Source organism: Alkalicoccus chagannorensis DSM 18086, from assembly GCF_000429725.1.
GTDB lineage: Bacteria > Bacillota > Bacilli > Bacillales > Salisediminibacteriaceae > Alkalicoccus > Alkalicoccus chagannorensis.
Genome location: NZ_AUCK01000028.1, coordinates 1 through 15,907 on the forward strand (window position 1 = coordinate 1; position 15,907 = coordinate 15,907).

The 15,907-nt window shown below is 43.9% G+C and carries 18 protein-coding genes; 7 read left to right on the top strand and 11 right to left on the bottom strand.

Annotation, left to right across the window (positions count from 1 at the left end; translation table 11 throughout):
• Window positions 1-12: 12 nt before the first annotated feature.
• Window positions 13-1,146 (bottom strand): IS4 family transposase, encoded by a 1,134-nt coding sequence (locus tag G477_RS0112455; protein ID WP_026697487.1) that lies wholly within the window; start codon window positions 1,144-1,146, stop codon window positions 13-15.
• Window positions 1,147-1,321: 175 nt separating this feature from the next.
• Between G477_RS0112455 and G477_RS21615 the strand changes: the two genes are divergently transcribed.
• Together G477_RS21615 and G477_RS19575 are read left to right on the top strand one after the other, a co-directional pair.
• Window positions 1,322-1,447, top strand: coding sequence for a hypothetical protein (locus G477_RS21615; protein ID WP_281171151.1), 126 nt, complete (start codon window positions 1,322-1,324; stop codon window positions 1,445-1,447).
• Window positions 1,448-1,533: 86 nt separating this feature from the next.
• Entirely contained in the window at window positions 1,534-1,719 is a 186-nt protein-coding gene (locus G477_RS19575; RefSeq protein ID WP_035212009.1) for a hypothetical protein, read from the top strand.
• 116 nt (window positions 1,720-1,835) lie between these two features.
• On the opposite strand, the gene G477_RS0112470 is transcribed toward G477_RS19575, so the two are convergent.
• The 7 genes from G477_RS0112470 to G477_RS0112500 form a co-directional block, all read right to left on the bottom strand.
• The gene (locus G477_RS0112470; RefSeq protein ID WP_026698232.1) at window positions 1,836-2,225 is read right to left on the bottom strand and encodes a DUF3221 domain-containing protein; all 390 of its coding nucleotides are present in this window, start codon (window positions 2,223-2,225) and stop codon (window positions 1,836-1,838) included.
• 35 nt (window positions 2,226-2,260) lie between these two features.
• Window positions 2,261-2,839 carry a hypothetical protein gene (locus G477_RS0112475; RefSeq protein WP_026698233.1) on the bottom strand — a complete coding sequence of 193 codons (579 nt, stop codon included), beginning with the start codon at window positions 2,837-2,839 and terminating at the stop codon, window positions 2,261-2,263.
• Between the two features lie 24 nt (window positions 2,840-2,863).
• On the bottom strand, window positions 2,864-3,169 hold the full coding sequence (locus G477_RS0112480) for a hypothetical protein (RefSeq protein ID WP_026698234.1): 306 nt from the start codon (window positions 3,167-3,169) through the stop codon (window positions 2,864-2,866).
• A gap of 305 nt (window positions 3,170-3,474) precedes the next feature.
• Entirely contained in the window at window positions 3,475-4,200 is a 726-nt protein-coding gene (locus G477_RS0112485; RefSeq protein WP_026698235.1) for a glycerophosphodiester phosphodiesterase, read from the bottom strand.
• A 478-nt stretch (window positions 4,201-4,678) separates the two neighbouring features.
• Window positions 4,679-5,437 (bottom strand): helix-turn-helix domain-containing protein, encoded by a 759-nt coding sequence (locus tag G477_RS0112490; protein WP_026698236.1) that lies wholly within the window; start codon window positions 5,435-5,437, stop codon window positions 4,679-4,681.
• A 65-nt stretch (window positions 5,438-5,502) separates the two neighbouring features.
• Window positions 5,503-6,297 (bottom strand): sugar phosphate isomerase/epimerase family protein, encoded by a 795-nt coding sequence (locus G477_RS0112495; RefSeq protein ID WP_026698237.1) that lies wholly within the window; start codon window positions 6,295-6,297, stop codon window positions 5,503-5,505.
• Window positions 6,298-6,410: 113 nt separating this feature from the next.
• Window positions 6,411-7,310, bottom strand: coding sequence for a phytanoyl-CoA dioxygenase family protein (locus G477_RS0112500; protein WP_026698238.1), 900 nt, complete (start codon window positions 7,308-7,310; stop codon window positions 6,411-6,413).
• Between the two features lie 446 nt (window positions 7,311-7,756).
• Between G477_RS0112500 and G477_RS0112505 the strand changes: the two genes are divergently transcribed.
• From G477_RS0112505 to G477_RS0112525, 5 genes are all read left to right on the top strand, one after another.
• Window positions 7,757-8,983, top strand: coding sequence for an ROK family transcriptional regulator (locus tag G477_RS0112505; RefSeq protein WP_245575509.1), 1,227 nt, complete (start codon window positions 7,757-7,759; stop codon window positions 8,981-8,983).
• A gap of 138 nt (window positions 8,984-9,121) precedes the next feature.
• On the top strand, window positions 9,122-10,480 hold the full coding sequence (locus G477_RS0112510; RefSeq protein ID WP_051288001.1) for an ABC transporter substrate-binding protein: 1,359 nt from the start codon (window positions 9,122-9,124) through the stop codon (window positions 10,478-10,480).
• Window positions 10,481-10,582: 102 nt separating this feature from the next.
• A complete protein-coding gene (locus G477_RS0112515) occupies window positions 10,583-11,485 on the top strand; it encodes a carbohydrate ABC transporter permease (protein ID WP_026698241.1) in 903 nt (300 codons plus the stop codon).
• Window positions 11,485-12,312, top strand: a complete 828-nt coding sequence (locus G477_RS0112520) for a carbohydrate ABC transporter permease (RefSeq protein WP_026698242.1) — start codon at window positions 11,485-11,487, stop codon at window positions 12,310-12,312. The genes G477_RS0112515 and G477_RS0112520 overlap by 1 nt, the downstream gene beginning before the upstream one ends.
• Before the next feature lie 214 nt (window positions 12,313-12,526).
• On the top strand, window positions 12,527-13,147 hold the full coding sequence (locus G477_RS0112525; RefSeq protein WP_026698243.1) for a YesL family protein: 621 nt from the start codon (window positions 12,527-12,529) through the stop codon (window positions 13,145-13,147).
• Between the two features lie 427 nt (window positions 13,148-13,574).
• Here G477_RS0112525 and G477_RS0112530 read toward each other — a convergent pair whose 3' ends face one another.
• From G477_RS0112530 to G477_RS0112540, 3 genes are all read right to left on the bottom strand, one after another.
• A complete protein-coding gene (locus G477_RS0112530) occupies window positions 13,575-13,898 on the bottom strand; it encodes a thioredoxin family protein (protein WP_026698244.1) in 324 nt (107 codons plus the stop codon).
• Between the two features lie 93 nt (window positions 13,899-13,991).
• On the bottom strand, window positions 13,992-15,179 hold the full coding sequence (locus tag G477_RS0112535; protein ID WP_026698245.1) for a DUF2812 domain-containing protein: 1,188 nt from the start codon (window positions 15,177-15,179) through the stop codon (window positions 13,992-13,994).
• Window positions 15,176-15,514: a PadR family transcriptional regulator gene (locus tag G477_RS0112540; RefSeq protein WP_205622340.1), complete on the bottom strand. Its 339-nt coding sequence runs from the start codon at window positions 15,512-15,514 to the stop codon at window positions 15,176-15,178. Before G477_RS0112540 ends, G477_RS0112535 begins: the two co-directional genes overlap by 4 nt.
• Between the last annotated feature and the right edge of the window lie 393 nt (window positions 15,515-15,907).

The following is a 15,907-nucleotide window of genomic DNA, read 5'->3' on the forward strand; positions in this document are numbered from 1 at the left end:
CACGTCTGTTGATTAACCAAAATTTAGGTTTGATAAATAGCCCTTGGTTCTCCGTTCATACAACCAGGTGGCCAGGGCGCTTTTCCATTCTAAAGGAAGCGTATGATGCAGGAACATGCGCAGAAAACCCTTTAGAGATAAAGGTTTTCGGACGATTTTTTTAACGGATTCAAAGACCCATTTCACAAGGATATATGCCATCAGTGCCGCAAACAGCTGAGAAAAGACCGCATTTTTCGTCGTGCCAAACAGAACCGGTACATTCAACTGCCCCTTGATCCATTGAAAGAACGATTCGATCTGCCAACGCGTCTGATACATGGATGCAATCGCTTCTGCTGAGAGATCGCGTATGTTTGTTGCAACACGGATCGGGTGACCTTTGTGGTCATGAAATGTAACCACCCGAAACCGGTGCGCGGTTCGGGATTGTTCCGTTCCAAGTTGACAGGTGATGTCGTCTGTCACGTTCGAATGGGTTGGGACAAAACGTTGAAGCCCGTGAGGGCGATGGTATTTGACGTTCTCTCTTAGGCGAATGACAAAACGCTGATCTTGTCTTTCGTACTCATCCAACTGGGCATGTTTGCCGTATGCACGGTCTGCCACAAGAATAAATGAGCGATTAGCTAAAGATACGCCTGCGGGTCCATCATGGACCCGTCCAATCGTTTCTTTGACTTCAAACGGCATGCCGGTCTCGGGTGTATAGGCGACATGCAGTTTGATTCCTGAACGTTTTCCGTGAAAAGGAGCCCAGGGGAGTCGAGTTTCTCCAACCGTCATCGTTGTAGAATCGATCAGAAGTAACGCATGTTTGATTGGTTTTGATCGACGCTGAGCCCGATTACATCGGGTTACCAAGAGATGAAACAGATCCTTGATCACTTCGTATGGCAACTCCGTTGCCTTCTTACTGATCGTAGAAAAGTTCACAGGAGCAAGATCGGAAGCAGCCATCTGATCGGCGCCATCCCGGTAGCCTTCCCATTTCTCGAGGGCGGCAGCTAAAAGAAAATCAATCAGATCTCGAACACGAAATTTACGGGCAACATCCTCGTAGCCGTATGTTTTTAAGCATTGTTCAAGCTCTTCTTCGGCAATCAATTGATCAAATAAAGCGGAAATTGTGGTAAACTGATTCATGGGAGACACCTTCTCTGATGATGTTGGTTTAGACGCTTTACATCTTATCAGGTCGGTGTCTTCTTTTCTATTTTTTGTGGTAGTTATTGGCTAATCAACAGACGTGGGTTTTAACGACTTTTCAGAGGAGATTCTACAAGATCTAATCAAGGAAGGCTATGAAGGAGATGCTTTGATGGCGGAGTTTCGACATCGTAAGAATCAAATAGGCGGTGCTGCTCTGTCTTTCGTGGAAGATACCCGCAGAAACGGAGAGAAGATGTCGTTGGAGAAGTTATTTAGAGAAGAGGATCATGGCTGACGGACTCATTTATAGAAACAGCATGGCGAACCGTCTTTATATGAAATAGATTGGAGAATAATATGGCTTAAACAGGAGGGACTGGCATGGGAGGTCTTATTGGTTTTTTCATTTTCAGTGCAGTCGGTATGTACATTCTCTATTTTGTCATCGAATCGGCTGTCAAAAAGGGAGTCAACGACTCGATTCTCGGTCAATATCTGAAAGAGAAGTACGGGGAGGAAACAGAGGCATCGTCGGTTCAACAGAATGATTCCGGCAACGAAGATTGAGGAATGGTGGTAAAGGAGCATAGAGGTGGCAGAAGGGCAGAGAAGCTGGGAGAAAAGTATCGCCTTTCTTCTTCAGGGTGGCGTCTCCACGGTAGACGCCACCCTTCGTTTTTCGCCTATTCAGATAGTACAACGATGCTGTCTGCTTCCCGCTGTGGAGGGAGAGAGTCCTCCTGCGTTCCGCTCCACTTCATCAGTACCTGCATGCCGATGTCGAGGTCTTCGTTTTCATCAGGGTCAACCCCATAATAGGCACCGTCCCGGTCCTGCGCTGCTTCGATCCACTCGCTGCTCGATTTCTCCTGCAGCGCTTCTTCGTCGATGTCAGGAACGACCAGAATCTGGTCCCACCTATCTTCATGCTCGAGCCCATCGACAATTGTTCCCTGCTCCTGGCCTCCGCAGGCAGCGGAAGTACTCAAAAGTGCGAACGCCAATGCAATCAGGCTGATTTTCCTCCTTAAGCGTTCTCGCTGCGGAAGAAGCACCTTACCATAGGATGTCATCGTGGCACGCCCTCCCTTCCGAAAATTACATGCTTCTACTCGACCGCATGCCCCATCGTCGACGACACGGGCGTTTCTTCGTAAAGGACCTGTCCGTCGGAATCATAAAACGTGACGTCGTAGTCGGTATCAAGCTCGGCCCGGCCATAGGAGATGATGGCGGCTCTGTCCCCGGATCCTGTATCGTGAATCATGTCCTGATTGTCAGAAGAAATATGGATCTGCTCTGCTTCCTCGTACAACGTTTCGTCCTGGAAAAGGACATAGGCCATCGGCGTTTCCGTCTCTCTGACACCGACGGTCACCTTGGCGTTGTTGCTGCTCCATGAGGACGAAGAAATGGAAAGGTCACCAGACTCCTCTGTTTCCTGCAGGGTGTGCTCGCTGCTCTCGGTGAAAACAAAGGTTTTCGTTTCGAATTCCGCAATCTTAATAGGATCGAGGTGTTCTTCCTCTATGTAATTTTCGACTGCAGCGCTGGATGGCGCGGTCAGGTCTCCCGGATCTGTTGTGGTAAAAGACTCGACTGCCACAGCGATGGCAGTAATGAGAAAAGCGACTCCGAGGAATGCGCCAATAGCCGTATACTTGATTTCGATCACCGTCCTTTTCAAGTTGTCCTCCGGCGTAGCGCCGTCTCAATACATGATTTGATAATAGAGGGAGATGGAACCGCCGGCGATAAAGATCCCCCCGCATGCTATGACCATCATAAGGTTGCTCCTGCTCTTGTACAATCCGCTCACATGATCGGCGACAGCGAGTCCGATGATTCCGAGTCCTGCGATCAGCGAACCAACGAACCCGTACCAGGCATTCATCGGCTCCCCGTAGTCTCTGTTAAAAAACTCCTGTAGAACGAAGCCGGAACTAAGAATGAGAGCGAAAGTAAAAACGACAACGTATCTCTTTCTCCAGGTCGGAGCTGGTTCTTTCTCTTTCATCGTCTCATTCCTCTCTTCTTTCCTTTATTGGGCATACGGATACCAACGTGCAGCGAATGGTACAGGCCAGCTGCCGGTATGTGGATAACCAGTTACTTCCTTTAGATAGAGTATATACCAGAAGAGGGACGCGAGAAAGAAAAAGGAGCGACGGCTCCATCCGCGCTTTTCTTTTCATGGATAGAAAAACGTGCCGAGACTTCGCTCCATAAGGGGAGGTTCCGGCACGTTTTTTTGAGTAGGTTCAGGGGAGACGGTAGAAAGCAGCTGCTTTAACAAAAAGCCTCTCGGCGCTGTTCCGGCGGTTAGGCTTCCGCCCAATCGGTTGTAAGGGTCAGATCGTTCGTCGCGATCCTGATCGCCGGATCCAGGTCCAGGATGCGCTTCATTTCCTGTGGGTCATCAACGGTCCAGACGCCGATCTCGATACCTGCCTGCTGCATGGCGTCCACGACCGCTTTGGTAAGAAAGCTGTAGTGGATGGCAAGGAGCGTCGAACCTGTCGCTCGAAGCTGTTCTTCCAGCATGACCGGCCGGCCGTAAATAAGCAGCCCCTTTCGCAGGGAAGGGTTCAGCTGATTGATTTTTTGGATGCTTTCGTGATCAAACGACGTAATCATCACGCGATCCTGCATGTCGTGATCGACGATCAGCTGCACAAGCTTTTCTTCGATCGTCGGATACAGGTCTCCCGCTTTCTTGATTTCAATATCGAGCAGCATGTCTTCCGGCAGCTGTTCGAAGACCTCCTGCAGCGTCGGAATGCGTTCTTCGAAAGCCTGTCCATACAGCTTCTCCTTGATGACAAGCTCCTTCAGCTCCGCAAGCGTATGCGCGGCCACGAGCCCGGATCCGTTCGTCGTCCGGTCGACGGTGAAATCGTGGATAACGACCAGTTCTCCATCCTTCGTTTCCTGCACATCAAGTTCGATCATATCCACCTGCGGATGCTCCGCTGCAAGCTGGAAGGCGCGGTGGGTATTTTCCGGAGCCCGGTCCGACCATCCCCGGTGAGCGATAAAATGATTCATGCGTTCTCCTCCTCTAAACGTGGTCACGTTCATCGATTTCATCATATCAAAAGGAAGGCTGAAAAGGGAGGAAGAGGATCAACGTAGGAGCGGAGCTGTGGTGAAACGTCCTAGTTTTGGTGGAACTGAAGTGGCTCGCATCCTGAGCCGAGGATCTAAAATGAAGTGAAGCGACTCACCCGCATTTAATTTCGATAGGTTGCATAACTTGAGGAAGTATCAGCATATTAGGTTTGTGCTTTTAGCTTCCCTGACGAAGACAAATGACAGCGATTTGATTGGAAAAGGAAGAAAGGACATAAGCTGCAGTTTAAAAGCCTTTTTTTCTTTGAAGAATGGACTAGAGGTGATAAAAATATATTTTTTCTCTTTCATATCCCTCATTATCTGACACAATTGTAGTGATACGAGTCGACACTTTGTGAAGTAAAATGGAGATTAGTCGAAAGAAAAATGTAATCCTCCATGTATGTAATTATTATAATTGTTGCTGTTGTTTACGCCATTCTCTGGGGGAAACATCGCTGGTTTCGCGAAACCATTTACTAAATGAATGGACGGTATGGAAGCCGAGGACGCCGGAGATTTCTTCTATAGTCTCGTTAGTTGCTCTTAGTCTCCAACATGCTTCTTCAAATCGTTTTAGTTGTTGAAACTCTTTAGGTGACTGGTGATAGACAGCTTGGAACTTCTTTCTGAATCCAGATTCACTCAGGCCAGACGACTTTGCTAGTTTTGATATTTTTAACGGTTGATGCAAATGTGTTTCAATATATTTTCCGGCCTCCTGTATGGTTAACGGAAGTGTGAGGTTGTTAGCTGTTTGTTCAACGAAATTCAGTAATAAATACATCCAATTTGTAAGAATAAGGGGGGCTGAACTTCTAGAAATAGCTTTGAGCCATAAGTGAAAAAGTTGCTCGTATTCAAATAGCAGCGGTGTAGGAAGAAACCATATTTTCTTTGGCTCTCCCATAGAAAAAAAAGGTTGGACATCTTTTATGAGATCTCGATTAATGTGAATAATAGCAAATTGTATATCCGTGTCAGATGTATAGGAGTGCTCGTGCTGACCTTGAATAAGTAACGCAGTTCCAGGGACAATTCGATCAGATGAATTGTTCATATGAATATGCCCATAACCTTTTAATACGACAGTCAATTCTGGTTCTGGGTGAACATGTTTTTCCATCTTCCATCCTTTGTTGTGATTCACAATCGCGCTTTTAATATGCACAAAAATATCACCTCTCTAAATTTGATTTTACAGTAAAAGATGGGAGGATGTATTTTCTCCTGGCTCTATTTTTTTAACATGCTTTTAAATCTTGAACCCATTTCTAGGCACAGCTCGTCTAAATCTACCATCGGCTGCTTCGTGTATGGAATGGTTTGTAAATAATGCGGAGGACCATATTCAGGGGTGAAAGTCAAAGATGAAGCATGTTGCTGCTGGTGAAAGTCATAGATTTGCTGCCACCATTTCTCAAATGTTAATAAGTAAGGTTGAAATTCTGGAGCACGTGGGTCAGATACTTGCGGACCTTGTTCAAAACCTACACGACCATGAATATGTTCGGTATGACGAATGGCGATATCCAACTCGTCTTTAAAATCATCTAACATTCTTTCGCATACACAGCACCAATGGCTGAAATCAGCTGTGATCCTCAACTCCGGTACTTCTTTTAATATTTCAGCTGTTTCCCATGGAGTAAATAAGATTCTGGATCTGTGAGTTTCATGGGAAATCGGGATATTCATCTGCTTTTCAATCTCAATGCTGTTGTGAAAGAAAGCTACTTTGTCCTTGAATCTCATTGAATCCTTTCCGCTGTGACTATTGATTTTCAAAGGGTTAAAAGACATAGCTTCATACACTTGACTTTGAAATGAGTCACTATGATCGCCTTGAGTATTTATTTGCGGGATAAAATCTAACTGGTATGCTTTGAGCAATTCTTTAAAAACAGCTCGATCCTCATTTCGTACAAGAGGTCCTTCAACACCGTCATACCCTTGATCATGAATACTCTTTAATATTTCATCTATCGGAGCTTCCATCCCCCACAAAGACTTCATAATTTTTATGTGCATCGGGTTCTCCTTTCTTGATTAATCCGTGAATTGATCTACCGATAGCACTTCCGATACGAATTATCGCGGCCGTCTTTCTTTAAGAGTGAAAAGAGAAGACGGCCGTTTTTACTTTATAATCCCCAAGTCTTTCTTGCTTCTTCTACTGTTATAAGGTCTTTTTCTTTGCCCCATGCATAGTGTCCTTTAGGGTTTTTACCGACCCATCGCTCATCTGTGGCTTCGGATGCTGCTTGATATCTTGTATCTGCACTCATTCTAAAAGAATCAGAGTCATTATTGAAAGAACTGTGCATCATGAACATGCCGAAAATAATAACATCTCCAGCCTCAAATTCGGTTGTAGCCCACTGTCCATTGAAATGGTCTACAAGTTCGATAGGATCATTCGAAAACCACCCTGTTTCAACATGATCACGATCAACGTCCATTTTCCCGTAAGAATTTTTGACTTTTTCAAAATGTTGCGATCCAAGCAGCATAGCTAATGGACCTTGCTCATAAGTGACATTACCTAAAGGTGTCCACATCGTATACAAATCTTTTGTTCCACGGCCCATGTAAACGATATCGTAATGTGCACCTGTGTTTCCTCCTGGTGGAACGGCACGTGGCCACTTGTAGTCAAGAGTAAGTGCTTCCTCTCCAAGTAAATGACTAAAAAAATCCATAACCTCTTCATTCGTTACGAGCTCATAAAAAGGAGCTAGATCTTGATTTTCATCAGAGGGAACACCGCCAAAAAAAGATCCTTTTACATCTTCTTTGGCAATAGCATCAATCAGAGGATAATCGGTATTGATTTTCCCTTGGTTATTTAACCGGTCAACAAGTGCCTGACGAGCAAGTTGTATATTCTCTTTGTTGTGAAATTGACGGATGAGTAGATATCCGTCTTCTGCTAGTCTTTCAGATAACCTGTTGAAATCCCCTAAAATGTCATTCGAATCACGTAATGTTGTGAGGTATTTCGAGCCCATTTCTAAATACGCATTTCCCATTTGAAGTTTCATCGTTTTACCTCCTTCTTTGTAATATCTATTATTATAAGTAATCGGTTTCATTTTTTCTTTATCAAAAAACGGAATTAGTTTGTTAAAAACGAGACGATTTTGATGAATATTAATAACGAAACTATATATTAATTAAATTAATTAATTAACAAGGTCCGTGTTGAAGTTTTACGCTGTATAATCAGGGCTAGAAACTTGATTTACTAGGGAGTTAAATGTAAATAAATAGATTTTAATTAAGTGGCATAAAAATGAAAGAAGGATTTTAGCGACCTCTTAGATACTGATGGATTTTTGGTTCTAAAAGTTTGTAATTCCCTAAAAGATGAAGAGCTTTTCAAAAGTCTTTAACGATATTTTACCTTGAAGCCTTACTCGATGTAAGGGAGAATGATGTTTATATGCTATAAATTTCAACGTAATCGATCTTGATAGGAGAGATGGATATGGCAATGTCAAACATTACTGGTAGCTTTCAATTGATGAAATCGCTCAATCGTTCGCTAGTTTTGAATAAAATTCGATCTGCGGGTGCTGTTTCTCGGGCCGAGATTGCTAAAGAAACGAAACTAACCCCCCCGACAGTCACAAAACTTGTAGGTGAATTGATTGAATCGAATCTAGTTAAAGAGAGTGACATGGGTACCTCAAAAGGTGGGCGAAAACCAGTTCTTTTAACCATTAACGATCGTCAATTTTTCGCTATTGGATTGGATGTTGGCGCTCGAAAAATAAGAGGAGTATTAACGGATTTAAATGCGAAAGAAATAGTCAATGATCAAGTGGATCTGCATAAAGATATCTCTTCCGACGAGTTGACAATGTTGATGATAAAAATGATTAAGTCTTTAATTACAGTATCTAATGTCAAGAAGGAGCAGATTGTCGGGGTAGGTGTTGGTATGCATGGCATTGTAGACAATGAGAAGGGAGTTGCAAGGTTTGCGCCAAGTTATCATTTACGGGAGATTCCCATTAAAGATTCATTGAAGGAGGCCGTGAATCTTCCGGTTTTCGTTGAGAATGATGCAAAGGCTATGGCGTTGGGCGAATTATGGTTTGGAGCCGGGCGTGGATTCGACAATTTGATTTGTGTCAACGTCGGTGTTGGTATAGGTGCAGGAATCATCTTTAACAATCGCTTGTACCACGGGAATAATTCAGTTGCAGGGGAGGTTGGTCATACGATCATTGATTTGAATGGAAGAAAGTGTTCATGTGGAAGTTACGGTTGTCTTCAAACCGTGGCTGGAGGAGATTCAATTGCTGAAAGGGCAATTCGTGAATTATCCTTCGGAAGAAAGTCTTTATTAATGAATAAAACATCAACAAGGGATGAAATCAGCGGTGAGCTTATTTACCAATGTGCAATTGAAGGCGATGAATTATCTCAAGATATTTTGAGCGAGACCGGAAAATATTTAGGTATTGGCATGACAAACATGATCAATTTAATGAATCCTGCAAAGCTTATTATCGGTGGAGGCGTGTCTAAAGCGGACAATTTCATCCTTGATCCTTTGAAAGAAGTCGTTTCTAAAAAAGCTTTGACAGATGAAGTGAAAAATACCGATATCACCAAATCTGAATTGGAAGATCGTGCTACTGTTATTGGGGCCGTAACCATTGTGCTAGCGGATCTTTTCACACCGGATCTTTTGAACCTAAAGTAAAAGTTAGAGAGCGTTAACATCATAGCTGTGTGGGCATAAAAGAGAGTTGACTTTTTTATGACAAAAAGCTACCATTGCAATAAGTTAATTAACTTAACTAAGAAACTTTGTAACCGCATTCAAAGAGGGGGAATTAACATGAAGAAGCAAGAAACATTGAGAAGTTTGCGTTTGGCAGTGACGGGGATTAGCCTGGTAGCCATCCTAGCAGCGTGTGGCGGTGGCGAAAATGATCAAGAAGAAAATAATGGAAATGATGGCGCGGATGAGAACAATGGAGCAGACGGTGATGGAGAATTATCTGGGGAAATCGAAGTTTGGTCATGGAACATTGCTGCATCTTCTTTAGAATTAGCAGCGGAAGAGTTCATGGAAGAACATCCCGATGTCACGATTGACGTGCAAGATAGTTCAACTGATGATGTTGTCGAGCAGTTAACTGTAGCACTCTCGGGTGGGGCTGGTCTTCCAGATGTTGTATCTCTAGAAGCTCCGCAAATTGATAGTTTCATGAATCAATTCCCTGACGGATTTATGAATCTCTCAGAACGAGGGTTTGATGAATACGAAGATGATTTCACAGAATTTAAAGTTGAAAATAACCAAAATGAAGATGGCGATTTCGTTGCTATGCCATGGGATATAGGCCCTGCTGGAGTCTTCTATCGAGTTGACTATTTTGAAGAAGCAGGTGTAAACCCTGATGAAATTGAAACATGGGATGATTTTGCTGAGGCTGGTGAACAGATTTATGACGAAGTAGGTGTGCAGATGGTGTCCCAGGAAGTGTCTTCAGACGATGCGTTGACGCGCGTTTTTGCTAACCAGCAAGGAAGCTATTACTTTGATGAAGAAGGCAATATTGATATAGAATCTGATGAATTTGAACGGTCATTTGAAGTATACCAAGATATGTATGAGAGCGGTATTATTCATAATGCATCAAACTGGGATTCTTTTGTTTCTTCACACGTGAATGGAGAGGTTGCTACATCGATTAATGGTGTCTGGATGAGCGGAACGTTGATGGATCAAGCAGACGATCAAGAAGGACTCTGGGATGTATTTGAACTTCCTGTCTTTGAAGAAGAGGGCACTTCGGCAGCTAACTCCGGGGGTTCTGAAATCGCAGTAATGAATGAGAGTGAGAATCCAGATGTTGCTTATGCTTTTGCAGAATTCTTTACAACAGATGTCGATATTCAAATGGCCGCTTTTGAAGAATATGGTTTATTCCCATCTCTAATTGAAACATACGATGAGCCATACTTTTCTGAACCAGTGGGGTATTTTAACGAATCAGCGATTTTTGAAATATTTGCTGATGTCGCAGAAGATATCGAGCCTACAAATTTCACCGAGGATGCACCTCGAGCTGAAGATATAATTCAAGATGCTCAAAGTGACATTATTCTAGAGGGCTCGGAAGTTTTACCAGGATTGGAAGATGCAGCTAACCGCCTTGAAAGTGAAACTGGAAGAGAAAGAAATAATTAAAGGAACAGGGGACCTCAAGGGTCTGATTACATAAAGTAATCAGACCCTTGCTCCCATATAAAAAACACCAAATTCAGATGGATCACTACTGGAGGGAAGAGGATGGCAACGCATGAAAAGGGGAAAGCTCTTTCAACAAAAAAAAGTTGGATAAACCCAAAAACAGCTCCATATGTATTTATAGCACCTGCAGTGCTATTTTTTGCATTGTTCACTGTTTATCCTGCTATTTCATCTTTTTTACTGAGTTTTCAAACTTCTGAAGGAGGAGAGATGGTTTTTGCGGGGCTCGACAACTATGCCCGTCTCTTCACTGACAATTTGTTCTATACAGCACTTGGAAACACTTTTCTTATCTTAATTGTTCAAGTCCCAATTATGTTGTCACTTGCTCTTTTGTTAGCAGTCATGTTGAACTCTACGTTCGTGAAAATGAACGGCTTTTTTCGAGCAGCTTTCTTCTTGCCTTCTGTAACATCCTTGGTTGCAGCAGCGCTGGTTTTTTTGATCCTGCTTGATACAAATAATGGCCTCGTTAACTTCGTTTTAATGCAATTAGGAATTGATCCTATTGCTTGGTTCTCTGATGGTTTTTGGGCTAAGGTCGCATTAATGTTAGTAATTACCTGGCGTTGGACTGGGTACAATATGGTTATTCTACTTGCAGGTCTGCAAAATATTTCGAAGGATCTCTATGAAGCAGCTGAAATTGATGGAGCTGGACGGGTTAGAAAGTTCTTTTCTATTACGGTACCTCAGTTGAAACCAGTATTACTCTTCACAACAGTTTTGTCGACAATCGGAACGTTACAATTATTTGACGAGCCGTACATAATGACGGACGGTGGACCCAACAATGCTACATTGACTGTAATTATGTACTTATATAATAACGGGTTCAGGTATTTCGATTTTGGCTATGCTTCTTCAATTGCTTATGTCTTGGTTGTAATTATTGCAATACTGTCATGGATACAGATGAAGGTTGGAGGTGACCGTGACTAATGAATAAAGAGAAACTTCTAAATAAAATAGTATTGTATGTTTTGTTATTAATCGGTGTCCTTCTTTCCTTATTTCCGTTTTATTGGATGTTCATTGGCGGGACAAATCCATCGGGAGCAGTGTTTAACATGCCGCCTCGATTAATCCCTGGGGAGTTTTTATGGGAGAATTTCACTAACCTTAACGAATCAGTAGGGATTCTTCGCTCGTTGTTCAATTCTCTATTCATCGCTGTTACTTTTACAGTATTAGCAGTATTAATAGCAAGCATGGCAGGGTATGCTTTTGCAAAGTATTCTTTTAAAGGACGAGAAGCAATCTTTTTCACGCTCCTTCTTGCAATGATGATCCCTTACCATGTCACGTTAATTCCTTTGTTCCGTATGTTTGCTGCTATGGATTGGCTAAACACGTATCAAGCCGTTATATTACCGCAGCTATCGTATCCGTTTGCGATATTTCTAATGAGGCAAAACATGAAAGCTATCCCTTATTCATTATTAGAATCTGCGCGTGTTGACGGAGCTGGTGAATTGAAGATTTTTTTCAAAGTTGCCTTGCCTACCATGCGACCTGCTCTTGCAGCCGTAGCTATTTTTCTTTTCATGTTTCAATGGAACAACTTCATGTGGCCTTTAGTTGTGTTGAATACTAGTGAGATGGAGACTCTCCCTGTAGCGTTATCAAGTTTGATTGGTCTATCCCGCATTGATTACGGACAAGTGATGATGGGTGCAACAATCTCCGTTGTTCCGGTAATCATATTGTTCTTGATACTACAAAAACAATTCATTTCTGGGATTCTAGGGGGCGCAGTAAAAGAATAATTGACTGATTAGAGTTCAGGAAATATAAGACTTTTACATTTAAAAAGCTCACCTTTTGTATAAGGGAAAACGGAATTAATTGCTATCTCATCATGGATATGAGAAAGACTTTGTGTTGTTTGTATATCCCCTCAATGCTTGTTTCTGTTTGATCTTTTTGTAGCTCACCGTGATATTGAATGCATAAAGTAGATGAGAAAGGAGGGGATGGATAATGTTCGGACCATTTTATCAAGCGTTAAATGATGCTCTTGAGTGGGTTTTGCGAGTAATTTATCTGCATGTGCTGTGGATTTTATTCACCTTAGCAGGCGGCATTGTTTTTGGGTGGATGCCTGCTACGCTTGCAGTATATGCAGTTTTGAGAAAACTCTTTACACAAAAAGTCCAAAAAATAACAATTTTCCCTCTTTTTTGGAATGAATACAAACAAAATTTCCTTAAAAAAGCGTTTGTTGGTTTTATCTTTTTGGCGCTTACGGGAATATTGTACGTCGACTTTTTATTCTATCAATACATGGAATCTTTTTGGGGAATCTTGTTTTTCATCTTTGTTTTTTTGTTTGCGATGGTCCTAACCTTTTTGTATGTCTATTTCCCTCCTCTTTATGCTCATTTTAATTTGAGAATGAAAGAGTACTTTAAACAATCAATCTTGTTTGGTTTCATTCATCCTTTTACCACGGTAGTTATCGTTTTATCTATAGGCACTTACGTGGTTGCGAGTTACTTTTTACCCGTACTTATTCTTTTTTTTGGCTGGATACCAATTGCATTATTTATCATGAAAGCCACTCTGTTTAAAATTGAATCTTCACCTCATTTATCTAAATGAAGAATACATTGTAGTAGTTTCTTTATGGCGAAGGTATTGCTATGGAGTTCGTTCATTCGATTTATCAATTCGGCGTTTCGTGTAGCAACAAGGACATCAGTTGAGAGTTGTGGTGATCAAATGACTGCTTAGATAAAATCATTAGATCAGTAGAAGTTATAAACCCTTGTCATTATTAACGACCGAATTTATTTACTTCGGTGAATATACTTGGCTAGGACTCTTGTTCAGTGTCAAATGCAAAAGTATTTTTATAAATTAGCTGAAATGATGAGAGTGGTTCAAATATGTATTAACTTTCTCTTACTTCGGAAGTTCTGACACCGCTTGGCCTTCCCCTGTATGCAGCCCCCACTCGTTCTTGCATGAACAACAACCGTCCCCCGGGCGCTCCGGAGGACGGTTGTTGACTTTTTAGAGTTTTATATTACTTGAAATACCCGGACAAGAATTCCTGCGTCTCTTCCGGTGTTTTCGCGTGTTTACTGTGCAGGTGACCGATCTTCTCGTCGTTTTTGAAGATAAGCAGGCTTGGAATCCCCATGACATCGTATTTGTCCGCGATGTCCGGGAGCTGATCGCGGTCGACTTCGTACATAGGCAGATGCTCGAACTGTTCCTCTACCGTCGGGAAGAAGGCTTCCATGCGGCGGCAGTCCGGGCACCATCCTGCTGTAAAGCGGACAATGACAGGTTCGTCGGAAGCAATAACTTCCTCAAAGGTGGATGTTTCTTCAATGGCGTTGGACATGTAAACCTCTCCTTTATAGTTCTCTTTTTTTCAAAGAAGTATCGTGCTGTGATCATATCATACGAGCGGCGAAAGAGGAAAAACAGCTGTTTCTCAGCCGGACGTTTTGGCGTGAGCCCGGCGCCGCTCCCGGACATAATACGCCCAAAGCCGGAGCAGAATGAGGAGGAAGCTGACGATCAGGATCGGATAGATCGTGACATTGAACTGCTGCATCGCCGAAAGCGATCCGTAGCCCTGCTCCAGCGCATCCGGAAGCATCAAGGAAAAGAAGTTCCAGGATAAGAGCAGCAGCAGCGCGCCAAATAGCAGCGTATACAGTTTCGGTACGCGCAGCGCCGTCTCTTTTCGCGCTTCCGGGTCATCAAACATGTCCGGTTTCTCCTCCTGCACTGCATAAGGCTTCCGCCAGATAGACCATCGCTGCCAGCCGCTCTCTCTATCATACACTGCCTCCCATCCAGCGTCTCGGTGAAGAGAAGGCGAATCGATATCACTGCGACGGTGAAGGATCGTTTGGTAAGCGACGGTCCGAGGTTCTTTCGCAGCGAACTGGAACCAGAAGCCGCCTGGCCGGACATGCACGAGCCGCCACCCGGCTGCTTCCTGTTTCTCCAGCCACCGTTCGAGCGAATCCGGTGCGTACATCCAAAACGGCTTGATCACACTGCGCTGGTGTTTTTTTGTCGTTGCGGCCTCGGGTGGAGAAGGGGAGGGCGGCTTCTCCTGCAGGCGGGAGGCTTCTTTTTTCAGCGCAATCAGGTGATAGATTCCAAGGAAAAACACCCCGATCTGCACCGCCGCAAACGTATACGTGATCCACCAGAACGGACTGTCGACCCGGGTGAATCCGGCATCGGTCTGAAAGTACATGAATCCCAGAAGCATCGCCTGGGTCAACAGCGAGAAGAGGACCCATCCGTAAAAGATCCACCAGAAGGTTGTCAGTCGGTTGTTTCGCGCAATCAAGTCGTTGCGGACGACGGAGGTCTGCACTTCCGAAGCTGGTTTTTCGTTGGCGTAAAAGCCCCACTTTTTAGTCGTCGCTAAAACGCTCCACCCGTCTTCTGTCATCGCCTTCGGCAGTCGATGACGCTTTTGTTTGTCATACGTAATGGCTACCGTTTCATAATCGGGAAGGCGGGAGGCGAAATGAAACCGGCTCTTTTTCGGTTCCACCGCCGTCAGCGTATATCCCTTTTCTCCCATCTTTTCGAGCCAGCGCTCGGTTTGATGAATGTGGAAACTCCAGAACGGTCTCCACTTGCGGAAGCTGCTCATGACTTTCCCTCCTTATGCGCCTGGGCATTGTGATACAGCTCCTCCAGCCGCTCCATTTCTGTATGAAGGACCTTTTTTCCGAGATCCGTAATTTCATACGTCTTTTTCCGTTCTTCATCGGCATAGACGAGAATCAGGTGGTCCTTCAGCATCTTCGTCAGGCTGCCGTACACCGTTCCAGACCCGAGCACGAGCCGGCCGCCGGTGATCGACTCGACGTATTTGATGATGCCGTAACCGTGCCGCGGTTCCGGCGCCAGGCTAAGCAGAATGTAGAACGCCGTCTCGGACATGGGGATGTATTTTTTGATGACCCTCGCAGGCGTGTCGCTCATTGGGATGCTCCTTTTATATTAAAAGTAGACTATGTCATAGCATGAGTGTATCACACTGTGACATAGTGGAAAACTATTTTTTCCATTCGTTGACCGTCCCGCAGAAGAGCAGACGTGGAACGCTATGCTCCGGGAAGCTTCCCGACTGAAAGACATGAAGACGCCTGCTGAAAGAACAGCAGCAGCCATCCGCTGCATTTTTGGTCTGTAGAGAGGAATGACGGGAAGTACGTCGCTTCGTGGGAAAAAGGAGACGCTTGCCTGCTCGAAGCAGGCGGAAATCTGCTTCAGGCCGGTCGCTTCGCTGCTTTTTTGAGCCAAAGCTCCGAAATGGAGCCAGTTTGAAGGAGGAAGGTGCCGCTGGGATAACAAAAGGAGACGCCTGGTCCGAAT